Below are 11,295 nucleotides of genomic sequence, written 5' to 3'. Positions count from 1 at the left end.
CCATTCGCTTTATTTGTAGTATTCCCCAATATACCTAGTATCATAATTTTTACACGATTAATTAAAATAGAAAAATTAGTATAGTCAAATGGAGTACAACAACCATTGCATTTTACACCTTAAAATCTTAAAAAATAAATCAAATTCAATGACTTAATTTAAAATAAAATCAACATGTCAATGACACAACATATCGAATAATAATATTTATTAATCATTTAGCCTTTAATTCATATAAATTTTTATGATTCATCATTTAAAAAATGATTCGTATAAAGGCTTAATTTCTGTATGCATTTGCAAAATATGATACTCACACCATCATAAGAAGTTCAGGAAGAAAAATTAGTACATTAAAAAATGAGAGATAAATCACATAATAATAAGAATAAAAAATTCTTATTAATTTGACCTTTTAAAAGCAAAGCATTGCCTATTCATAAACATTTAATCTCGATTCATCATATGTGGCTATGCATACTTAAATATTTATTTGTTTTTAATTTATGAAGGCTATGAATTGTATAAGCAAAAAAATAAGCGCAATTGAAATGCGCTTATTTTTAAAATAGATATTTTTATGCGATCTAGATGAGTCTTAACGATGACGTTGTTGAATCGCAGATCCAGCAGCAGCACCAGCAGCGCCACCAATTGCAGCACCAGAATTACCACCAAACAACTCTTTACCAATCACTGCACCAACACCAGCACCGAGTGCACTTGCACCTGCATTTTGGTTTGAACCATTATTTGCTTTACTTGCAACAGCAGCACCACCTGCAGCGCCTAAAGCAGCTCCAGTTTTTCCACCAATACTGTTCCCTACGGCAGCACCCGCAGCACCACCTAAAGCAGCACCACCTGTACGTTTCTCACTTGTAGACATATTTTGGCAACCAGTCAAAGACATTACAGCAATAACTGCAGCTGGGATGAGAAGCATAGATTTTTTCATGAAATATTTCCTTACCGTATGAATCAAGAGCAGTATGCGCCATATCTGTTTATTTGACGAATGCTTTAGTGCTTAAAGCACCAAACTACTAAATTCTGTTCTTTATCGCTTCATAATCCGTTTGATATCAATCAAAAAATTTTTATTAATTTGCACATACATCACAAAAAATAAGATATTCAGCTTATCCCAATACACGCTGTTTAAAATCTTGTATTAGTCGACCCACCTGTTCTGCATGAACATGAGCGAGGTCATGCTGCCCTTTGCCAATAATATGCAGCTCCGCCTGTTGAAATTGTTGCTGTAAATATTGTCCGATAGCAACAGGACTAATCGGGTCATCATCCCCCCAAAGCAGTAGAACAGGACAAGTAATTGTGGTTAATGCTTGTTCAATCGTTTGACTTTTACTAACAACAAACCAATCTGGAAGATCTAGTTGCTCTTGATAGGATTCACGCCAATCCAATACATGGTATGGGCTTAAATCGATACCACCAGATGTTGCCACCAAAACTAAGGCTTGAACCAAATCAGGTTTCTCAAGTGCTGCTTGTACCGCAAAAATCCCACCCATTGACTGTGCAACAATGACACTTGGCTGTGTAATATGTCCAATCACATAATCTTGCAAGCTTTCAAAATCATAGACATCACTTTGCGGCATCGCTCCAGCAAAGCCTGGATATGCCAATATTGCTTGCTCAACATCAGCAGTCAATTGGCTCGCTACAGGCTGCCAAAATGATCTACTCCCTGAGGCACCAGGTAGAAAAATCCACTGGTATGCTTCTGATATTTCATCAGTCACTTTGATGCTCTCATGCGATCAGGTAAAGGTGGTGCGATTAGACGCTCCCCTTCATAATCGGCAACTACACCAAATCGGGCATCATGATTCACCCATTGCTCACGTGCTTGCTCCATCTCTTCTTGAGTTCGTCCGACAAAGTTCCACCAAAGCAAAACAGGTGATTCAAAAGGCACACCACCAATTAAAACTGCATGCGCATCCGCGGACATTTTCAAGTTAAGTTGCTGCATACCTGTGTTGAGTACCAACATGTGTTCATTACTTAAATGATGTTCACCCGCACTGACCTCACCCTCTAAGACCAAGAGCGCGTATTCAAAACTTGGGTTAAGTGGCAAAGTTGCCTGTGTTGCAGCTTGCGCAACTAAATCAACACCCACTAACTCGCTATGTACTTGTACTGGTGATTTTGCATCAAGAAATTCACCAACCAATACGGTATATTCCACTTGATCTTGTTGTACTACAGGTAAATCTGGGTAGTGATCAAATTGCGGTGGCATATCTTTTTTATCATCAGGCAAAGCAATCCAAAGCTGCACCGAATGCATTTCTGTTTCAGTCGCTGGTGCAACCTCAGTATGACTAATCCCCTGTCCTGCTGTCATTAAATTGACTTGCTTAGGTTGAATCAACTGTGCATAGCCTAAACTATCACGATGCATCATGCTGCCTTTGATCATCCATGTGAAAGTTTGCAAGCCAATATGTGGATGTGGCCCTACATCTAAACCCTCACCTGCTGGGAAATGTGCTGGACCTGCATGATCCAGAAAGCACCATGCTCCAATCATACGTTTCAAACGACTCGGTAATGCGCGTTTGATCTTGGTGCCTTGACCAATTTCAGCGCTACGCAGGGCAATAGGTTGCATACCCGAAGTAATAAGATCTTGCTCAAATTGAGCGACTGTTTTTTGCTGTAAATTATGATCACTCATGTTTTAGTCCTCATGTGGCTGCTGAGTTGTCGATACCAACACAAGCATGCTGCTGAAATTGTATTCATATTAACTTTTGCAGCATCAATGGGCTAGCCTAAACAACAGACACAGAATTTTATTTATAGGACAATCAGACAATGATCCCTAGAAAATGATTTAGGCAATGTTTCATTTAAATCCCCCATTGCAATTCCATGACAGTCATTTGATTATGAATTGACTGGTACTCAAATTGCTTGCATGTTGACCATAGTGTCATAAAAGGATGACCTAAATATTGCTGTAACACGGAATTATTTTGAAATAATGCCAAAGCCTCCAACTGATTATTGGCTAAAAATACAGGTTGATCAGAAGATTGATTTGCCTCACTTTCTGGCATTAAATCTAACTCATGAGTTAAACCATAAACTGTACCGATCAATATGATACACATCGCCAAATAGGGGTTGGCATCGGCACCTGCAACACGATATTCAATTCGTGTATTTTCAACATCTGAACAAGGAATTCGGATTGCGACGTTACGATTATTATTGCCCCAGTTCACCTCTAAAGGTACATGATTACCCATTTTAAAACGTCGGAAGGAATTAATATTGGGTGCGAGTATTGCCATTGAAGCTGGCATGAGTGCCAATAAGCCCGCAATAACTTGATGAAGCCTAAATGTCCCTTGCTTTATATCTGATGTTGCGAAGATATTCCTTTGTGCTTGATCACGAAGACTCATGTGGAAGTGCAAGCCACTACCTGCTTGATGTAAATTTGGCTTAGCCATAAAGCAGGCACGAAGCTGATGTTGCTGAGCCAGTTGCCGGATCATTCTTTTAAGCGACATGATTTGATCAGCCAACTTTAAAATATCATCTGTATGTAATAAATTTAACTCGTATTGCCCTGTAGAAGACTCTGCCACAATAGAAATAATATCAATTCCTTGTAAAGCAGCATGCTGTTTAATTAACTCCAAAATATGCTGATTATGATCTAAAGCATCCACATCAAAGCTTTGGTTTTCTGAATGTTTTTGTAATGGATCTTGATCTGGATTCTGCTTAAACAAATAAAATTCAAGCTCAGCGGTCATGACAGGATAGTAATGTTTGCTATTTAACTGCTGTAAAACTCTTTTTAATAAATTGCGTGGCTCAAGTAAACAATCTTGACCATCATGTTCCTGCATCGTTAAAAATAATTGTGCATGAGTCTCAGGATGAATCGCATTCGGTTGTAAACTCCCTAGCACTGGCATACAAAGCTGATCCGGCTCGCCAATGAATGTTTCCAAACCTGATGTATCGACGACTTGACCTTCTAGGCTCATCGCATAAATAGACAATGGAAAATAACAGCCTTGCACTAAGGTAGCCAATTGATGAACATCAATACGTTTACCACGCAAATGCCCATTTAAGTCATGTAAAAAGATATCAACGCAATCTGTTTCAGGAAAGCGCTGTAGGTAATTTTCAACCTCTAAATTAAATTGATCAGCAACAGATTTGATTTGCGGACTTTGAATATGATCTCGAAACTGATGATTATGGCTATTCATATCAAACATACAATGTTAGAAAGATGCTTAAAAGCATAAGATGCCAACCACGATTTGTACCGTAAAGATTGCATAAATTTTTAGCTTACAGATAATCCTTTCCACGAGATATCCAAAAAAAATACACATTGTCTAGACAATGTGTATTTGAAATATAAGCAATTAAAATTAAATGATTTTTAATTTAGAACATCGGCAAAAAGCGTTGCCTTGAGGATCCCTCTCTGCCGCGAGCATAGCTCTTGGCGTAACATCGGCAAAAAGCGTTGCTTTTTGAAATCCCGATGTTACTCCCATTCAATTGTTGCTGGTGGTTTAGAAGATACGTCATAAACTACACGTGAAACGTCTTTGATTTCATTCATGATACGTGTAGAGATTTTATCAACTAAATCATATGGTAGATGTGCAAAACGTGCAGTCATGAAGTCCACAGTTTCTACAGCACGAAGTGCGATCACCCATGCATAACGACGGCCATCACCGACTACACCAACTGATTTAATCGGTTGGAATACCGCAAATGCTTGTGCAGTTTTGTCATACCAACCACTTGCACGTAACTCTTGCATAAAGATGTCATCAGCAATACGTAGGATATCTGCGTACTCTTTTTTCACTTCTGCCAAAATACGCACACCAAGACCTGGGCCTGGGAATGGATGACGATAAATCATGCTATGCGGTAAACCAAGCGTCGTCCCTAATTTACGCACTTCGTCTTTAAACAAATCACGTAAAGGTTCAACTAATTCAAAAGCTAAATCTTCGGGTAAACCACCCACATTATGGTGTGACTTAATCACATGAGCTTTACCATGTTTACTTGCAGCAGATTCAATCACGTCAGGGTAAATTGTACCTTGAGCCAAGAATTTCACGCCATCAAGATTACGTGCTTCTTCAGCGAAGACCTCAATAAACTCACGACCAATGATTTTACGTTTTTGCTCAGGATCAGTTACACCTGCCAATGCATTTAAGAAACGATCTTCAGCATCAGCACGAATTACACGGATCCCCATGTTTTTCGCAAACATTTCCATGACTTGATCACCTTCGTTCAAACGAAGCAAACCATTGTCTACAAACACACAAGTCAATTGATCGCCAATAGCGCGATGCAATAAAGCAGCAACCACAGATGAATCTACGCCACCGGATAAACCAAGAAGCACTTTTTCATCGCCAATTTGTTGGCGTAATTGTTCGATACGTAATTCAATAATGTGTTCTGGTGTCCATAGACCACCACAACCACAAATTTTATGAACAAAATTTGCAAGCAACTCAGCGCCTTTGGCAGTATGAGTTACTTCAGGATGGAATTGCACACCATAAAAACGACGTGCTTCATCAGAAACTGCTGCGAATGGGCAGCTCGCTGTATTTGCTGTAACTTGGAAACCTGTAGGAATCGCGGCTACTTTATCGCCATGACTCATCCACACTTTTAACTGATCTTGACCATCATTTAAGTCACCAAGCAGTTGATCACGCACGAGAACATTAACTTCGGCATAACCAAACTCATGTACAGTACCTGCTTCAACTTTACCACCAAGCTGTTCACACATGGTTTGTAAACCATAGCAAATACCGAGTACTGGAACACCCAATTCAAATACAACTTGCGGTGCACGTGGGCTACCTTCTTGATGAACGCTTTCTGGGCCACCAGATAAAATGATCCCTTTAGGATTAAATGCACGGATCTCTTCTTCAGAAAGATCATAGGCATACATTTCAGAATACACGCCTGCTTCACGTACACGGCGAGCAATAAGCTGACTATATTGCGAACCGAAATCTAAAATAAGAATACGGTCTTCAGTGATTTGAGTATGGGTAGTCATGGTCAACACTATGATTGGCAAACGAAATAAGCGCTGCATTCTAGCATTTTTCTTTGAGTCGCGCACATGCTTTGGTCACTTTATCCAAGACAGTTTTTTTAACCGTCAATAAAAGCCCAAATCACGAATAAAAACATATAAATTTTACTTTAATTACAACAGGTTTAAGACATAACTCCATTCATAAACTAGAGGATGCTCTAGCATAAATTCACTCAACCCTTTGTTCAATTCAGGTGCTTAATACTTTGTATAATTTATTAAATATGCATACTGACATTAGCCAAGGAGACTGCTAGGATTTGGACAACCGACTATATGGCTCAGCTTTTATGGAACTCATTGATTTTATCCTGCACATTGACCAACACTTATACGAGTTTATAGTTAATTATGGCGCATGGATTTACGCTATTTTATTTTTAATTGTCTTCGTTGAAACTGGCCTAGTCGTTATGCCTTTTTTACCTGGTGACAGCCTATTATTTGCCGCTGGTGCACTTGCTGCATCTACTGGGGTTATGGACCCTTGGGTCCTCATCATTTTACTGTTTATTGCGGCTGTACTCGGTGACACCCTAAACTACCATATTGGCAAATATATTGGTCCTCGTGTGTTTGAGTTAAACTCACGTTTTATCAATAAACAACATCTCGTAAAAACACAACAATTTTTTGAGCGTCACGGTGGAAAAACTATTATCTTCGCACGCTTTATTCCATTCGCACGTACATTCGCCCCATTTGTTGCTGGCGCAAGTAGCATGAATTATAAATACTTCATTAGTTACAATGTGGTTGGTGGTTTATGTTGGGTAAGTTCATTTATTATTTTAGGTTATTGGTTTGGCAATATGCCGATTGTTAAAGATAATTTCACCTATCTTATTTTCGGTATCATCATCTTCAGCATATTGCCGGCAGTTTTTGAATTCGTCCGCCATAAGTTTTTAAAAAATAAAAACACATCCTCTACACATTAATTTTTACTAAAAAAACCAAAAAACACAGGTAACATACCAAACATTAATAACAGCGCTGATCCTTTATAATAATGATTAGCGCTAATACCTCTAATTTTTCCTGACAATAAGTTCCGTCCAAAATACATCCAAAATAAGCTGCAAAAAATCCAACAAACACAAAATACAATTAAGACCCAGATGTAATTTTCAAAAGAGTCCCAAGTTTTAAATGGAAAAATTCCAATCGAAAATAAAATAGTTTTTGGATTCTTTAAAATTGTCAAAAATATATGTTTTGATTTTAATTCTAGGAACTTTAAATGATGCTCTTCTAATTGCGAAATTTTCCATAAATGACAAGCTAAGCAAATCACATACAAGCCACTACACACATGCAAAATATGCAGTAATACTGGCCAAACTGGCAATCCCAAATGAACAATCAAAGCCCAAAGACTAATACCGTAAAAGTAACTCAAAATTCCAATGGGTAAAAATTTTAAGGTTTTTAAAATACCATGTTGATGTGCAGAGTTCGCCAATATTGCATTGCTAGAATCAGGAACCAATAGCACCATGACTACAGCAAAAATAAAGAACCAACTCTCAATCACCCAGACTCCTCCGTTGTTTGAAAAGGTTGCACACCTTAAACATGAGCCTGACAATGAAACAAGAGTATTTCCTTGTCTGAACCACAACCAAGTGGCTCTTTAATGTAAATCAGATATGAAAATAGCTAGCTTTTTAGTAAGTTAAGAATATACATATTGCAACAAATTCAGAAATAAAAATGGAACAACAAACTTCGCCTATTGCCCCACTTAGTCACGAATTATGCTTTACGTTTCGGAACAAAAGCACAGTTTTTAAATTGTGCCGCTTGGGAAAGAGCATCTTGTTGACCATATAAACGTGAAAGTTCAGTATTCTTAGTATTTGAGGACTGCCCCATATTGACTGAAATTGTTGGTCCGATACCCCAACCACCACGTCCATAACCACCGCCAACACCTAAACCCACGCCCATACCTGTACGCTTGGCTGGTTGTACACCGTTATTGATATAAGTTTGGATGCGGTTAAACTCCTCACTCAACTGCGCACATGTTAAAGATTGGTATTGCGTAGGCGACACATAAGTTGGCTTAACTGTTGTTGCACAGGCACTCAATAGCACTACACCGCCGGCCACTAGGGCTAGATTAATTGCTTTCATACTTTACTCGACCATTACTTTTTTTCAATTTCATTGAACAATGATTTAAATGCCTGCGTCAACTTATGATCTTTAGCTAAATAAATTAAAGGCATATTTTTATGATGTGACTCTTTCATCAGTACTGAAGAGGGCAACATATTTTCAAATACGGGTAAGGATTCTTCTTTAAGCTGTTGTACCACTTCACGTGGCAATTTTGCTTGCGACTGATACTGATTGACAATAATGCCCTCTATTTCCAAATGCTCATTATGATCATCCTGAGTCTCGAGGACATTTTCAATTAAGCTATACAGTGCACGTTTTGAAAAGACATCACAATCAAAGGGTATAAGTACACCATCTGAGGCGATTAAAGCGGATAAGGTAAAAAAATTAAATGCTGGTGGTGTATCAATATAAATCCGATCGTATTGTCCTATTAATGACTGAATCGCATCTCGTAATTTATATATTTTATGTTTAGCCTCAAGTGCTGAAGCTAAACTGGTCAAATCTGGACTCGAAGGTAATACTGCTAAATTTTGGTAAGGTGACTGATGAATATAGTCGCTAAACTCTGGTTTTCGACCTTTTAATAATGAACCAATCGCTTGGCCTATTAAGCCTTTACTTTGTTGTTGACCCAGTACTTCATTAAAAAAATCTTGGATATTTGGCGACAGCGCAGGTTTATCCGCACTATAGGTTGCATCATCACCCAAAAGATATTGGCTTGAATTGGCTTGTGGATCTAAATCAATCAATAAAGTTTTAAAGCCTTGCTCAGCACTTATTGCAGCCAAATTGACTGCAATACTCGACTTCCCCACACCGCCTTTTTGATTAAACACAACACGTGTACGCATAAATACCCTCGTTATTTTTGATCATCCCTACAGCAAAGATAACTCATACAATCACTTTGAGTTTTGCATCTGGACTGAATTCACTTATATATACGACAAACATCGTTTTCAGCCCAGATTGTTGTATGACAATATTGCAAAATTTAAAATGTTGGTTTAATCATCACCAAAACTAAAATTGCCAGAAACACCAGTGCCCCAATCCCAACACCAGCGTGACGCTGTTGTAGCGTAATCGATTCATCACGTTTATAGGCTTTAATTTGAGTCGACAATAACACTAAAAATAAGATAATTTTGGCATAGAACCAAGGCTGTACTTGAAAATCTTTCATCACTAAAAGTACCACACCAGTAAGTACCAATACGGTATAACTCAAGTGTTGTAATGCAACAAAAGCAACACGCCCTTTAGGATTCGGCTGTTGATTTACAGTGCCCACAAAAAGAGTTGTTGCACGTAAAACAAAAATCAGCATTGCTAAAGCAACACTGCTCATATGAACAATTTTAATTAAAAGTTGCGTTTCCATAGTGCCTACCTAGTTAATCTTTCGGTGCATGTGCGCAAAGTGGACTTGCTGGAGCTTGACCCTGCCATTCACTTGGCTCATAGGCATGAATTGCTAAAGCATGAATTTGCCCTGGTGCGACTAATCCCGTAGCAGCGGCATAGACTTTCTGATGACGTTGTACCAAACGTAGTCCAGCAAAAATGCTGCTGACAATAATTACTTTAAAATGGGATTCTTTACCTGGGAAATAACCACCATGTCCTGCCGACTCATTAATGATTTCTAAATATTCTGGCTGCAAACCCTGTAACTGCTGCTGCAATTGCTGTTCGAGACTCATGTTAGACCGATCCTAAGCACCTAAATAAATGCTTTCGAGTATAACTGTTAACGCTTGATTTAGATAATACTTCACCAACAATGTAGAGGATTAAGCTACAACTGCTCTCTGTTTTAATGCCAGATCTTGTTTAAATAACCACTCAAACAGCCAAATATGGATGCAAAACATCCAATCGGAACAATATTTTAAAAAAATAACTTGACCCATATCATACATATTGTATTATACGCGGCATGCGGGAATAGCTCAGTTGGTAGAGCATAACCTTGCCAAGGTTGGGGTCGGGAGTTCGAGTCTCCTTTCCCGCTCCAGATTTAAGAAAAAACCTCAAGTTTTATACTTGAGGTTTTTTTCATTTTCAGCTTGACCTAAAGGTCGGTTATAAATCCCGTCTCACTCTCTCTCAATTCGCTCAACAACCCGTTAAAAACCATTTAACTGGGCATATTTTTACAACCTTATTTTAGAGTGTCCACTGAAGTTGTTATACATTTCAGCCCCCATTTATATATAAAAAATTAATATGTTTACAAAAAATATTGAAAAATAAGCTATTGAAATTCATGCAGTTTGTTAAAAAATGTATATAAATGTAGCAAAAATGATCGAAATGAGCCAAAAAACGCACTATAATACAAGAAAATGTGATGACTTCACATATTTTCAATAACTTGTCTTAATGAATCACATTTAATGCAAGTTTTCCCCCCAAAGATTTTTATGTACTAAGGCGCTTTTATGAAATTAGCTCTTACCGTTCTAGCGAGTGCAGCTGCGATTACACTGTCTACTCAAGCATCTGCTGCTGGACAAGTTAACTTTACTGGTCAAATTATTAATGCTGCATGTGAAATTACCGTTGACGGTAAACAAAATGGTCAAATTGACTTAGGTAAATGGCCAACTTCTACGTTTCAGGCTGTAGGTGACAAATCAAGTCCTAAACCTTTTGTCCTAAAAGTATCAGACTGCATCGAAGGCAGCTATAACCTTCATTTTGAAGGTGATGCTGATCTAACAAATCCAAAGTTATTAAAAGCATCTGAAGCAACTGGCGTAGGTATCGCGATTGCCAATATGAATTCAATGACAAACTTGGTCAACATCAATACTGGCGCAACGGGTAATCCAAATGCGGAAGTGATCGTCGCTGCTGGCCAAAAAGATGGAACACTTAATTTGCAATCTTTCTATCAATCTACGACCGCCACAGTTACAGCGGGTAAAGCAGATGCTACTGCTCGTATCACACTTGAACAGAAATAAGCA

At 38.3% G+C, this 11,295-nt stretch carries 12 protein-coding genes and 1 tRNA gene; 3 read left to right on the top strand and 10 right to left on the bottom strand.

The window, feature by feature from the left end:
- Positions 1–598: 598 nt before the first annotated feature.
- The 5 genes from Aru01_RS05000 to guaA form a co-directional block, all read right to left on the bottom strand.
- Positions 599–958 (bottom strand): YMGG-like glycine zipper-containing protein, encoded by a 360-nt coding sequence (locus Aru01_RS05000; RefSeq protein ID WP_016657843.1) that lies wholly within the window; start codon positions 956–958, stop codon positions 599–601.
- A gap of 184 nt (positions 959–1,142) precedes the next feature.
- On the bottom strand, positions 1,143–1,772 hold the full coding sequence (locus Aru01_RS04995; RefSeq protein WP_016657844.1) for an alpha/beta fold hydrolase: 630 nt from the start codon (positions 1,770–1,772) through the stop codon (positions 1,143–1,145).
- A complete protein-coding gene (locus tag Aru01_RS04990; protein WP_016657845.1) occupies positions 1,769–2,716 on the bottom strand; it encodes a pirin family protein in 948 nt (315 codons plus the stop codon). Before Aru01_RS04990 ends, Aru01_RS04995 begins: the two co-directional genes overlap by 4 nt.
- A gap of 175 nt (positions 2,717–2,891) precedes the next feature.
- Positions 2,892–4,277, bottom strand: a complete 1,386-nt coding sequence (locus Aru01_RS04985; RefSeq protein ID WP_042111188.1) for a glutamine synthetase family protein — start codon at positions 4,275–4,277, stop codon at positions 2,892–2,894.
- A gap of 287 nt (positions 4,278–4,564) precedes the next feature.
- Positions 4,565–6,133, bottom strand: coding sequence for a glutamine-hydrolyzing GMP synthase (gene guaA / locus Aru01_RS04980; protein WP_040331477.1), 1,569 nt, complete (start codon positions 6,131–6,133; stop codon positions 4,565–4,567).
- A 332-nt stretch (positions 6,134–6,465) separates the two neighbouring features.
- On the opposite strand from guaA, the gene Aru01_RS04975 reads away from it, so the two are divergent.
- Positions 6,466–7,116 (top strand): DedA family protein, encoded by a 651-nt coding sequence (locus tag Aru01_RS04975; protein WP_040331426.1) that lies wholly within the window; start codon positions 6,466–6,468, stop codon positions 7,114–7,116.
- Here Aru01_RS04975 and Aru01_RS04970 read toward each other — a convergent pair.
- From Aru01_RS04970 to Aru01_RS04950, 5 genes are all read right to left on the bottom strand, one after another.
- Complete coding sequence (locus Aru01_RS04970) at positions 7,113–7,712, bottom strand: hypothetical protein (RefSeq protein ID WP_016657849.1); 600 nt, start codon at positions 7,710–7,712, stop codon at positions 7,113–7,115. The genes Aru01_RS04975 and Aru01_RS04970 overlap by 4 nt on opposite strands.
- 221 nt (positions 7,713–7,933) lie before the next feature.
- Positions 7,934–8,317, bottom strand: a complete 384-nt coding sequence (locus Aru01_RS04965) for a hypothetical protein (RefSeq protein WP_016657850.1) — start codon at positions 8,315–8,317, stop codon at positions 7,934–7,936.
- A 14-nt stretch (positions 8,318–8,331) separates the two neighbouring features.
- Positions 8,332–9,168, bottom strand: coding sequence for a ParA family protein (locus tag Aru01_RS04960; RefSeq protein ID WP_016657851.1), 837 nt, complete (start codon positions 9,166–9,168; stop codon positions 8,332–8,334).
- A 143-nt stretch (positions 9,169–9,311) separates the two neighbouring features.
- Positions 9,312–9,701, bottom strand: a complete 390-nt coding sequence (locus Aru01_RS04955) for a SirB2 family protein (RefSeq protein WP_016657852.1) — start codon at positions 9,699–9,701, stop codon at positions 9,312–9,314.
- A gap of 13 nt (positions 9,702–9,714) precedes the next feature.
- Positions 9,715–10,023, bottom strand: a complete 309-nt coding sequence (locus Aru01_RS04950) for a BolA family protein (RefSeq protein WP_016657853.1) — start codon at positions 10,021–10,023, stop codon at positions 9,715–9,717.
- 238 nt (positions 10,024–10,261) lie between these two features.
- Between Aru01_RS04950 and Aru01_RS04945 the strand changes: the two genes are divergently transcribed.
- Together Aru01_RS04945 and Aru01_RS04940 are read left to right on the top strand one after the other, a co-directional pair.
- A tRNA-Gly gene (locus tag Aru01_RS04945) sits at positions 10,262–10,337 on the top strand.
- 427 nt (positions 10,338–10,764) lie between these two features.
- Positions 10,765–11,292, top strand: coding sequence for a fimbrial protein (locus Aru01_RS04940; RefSeq protein ID WP_016657854.1), 528 nt, complete (start codon positions 10,765–10,767; stop codon positions 11,290–11,292).
- Positions 11,293–11,295 lie beyond the last annotated feature (3 nt).

Origin of the sequence: Acinetobacter rudis, assembly GCF_000829675.1 — a bacterium.
GTDB lineage: Bacteria > Pseudomonadota > Gammaproteobacteria > Pseudomonadales > Moraxellaceae > Acinetobacter > Acinetobacter rudis.
This window is presented reverse-complemented; position numbering and strand designations above follow the sequence as displayed.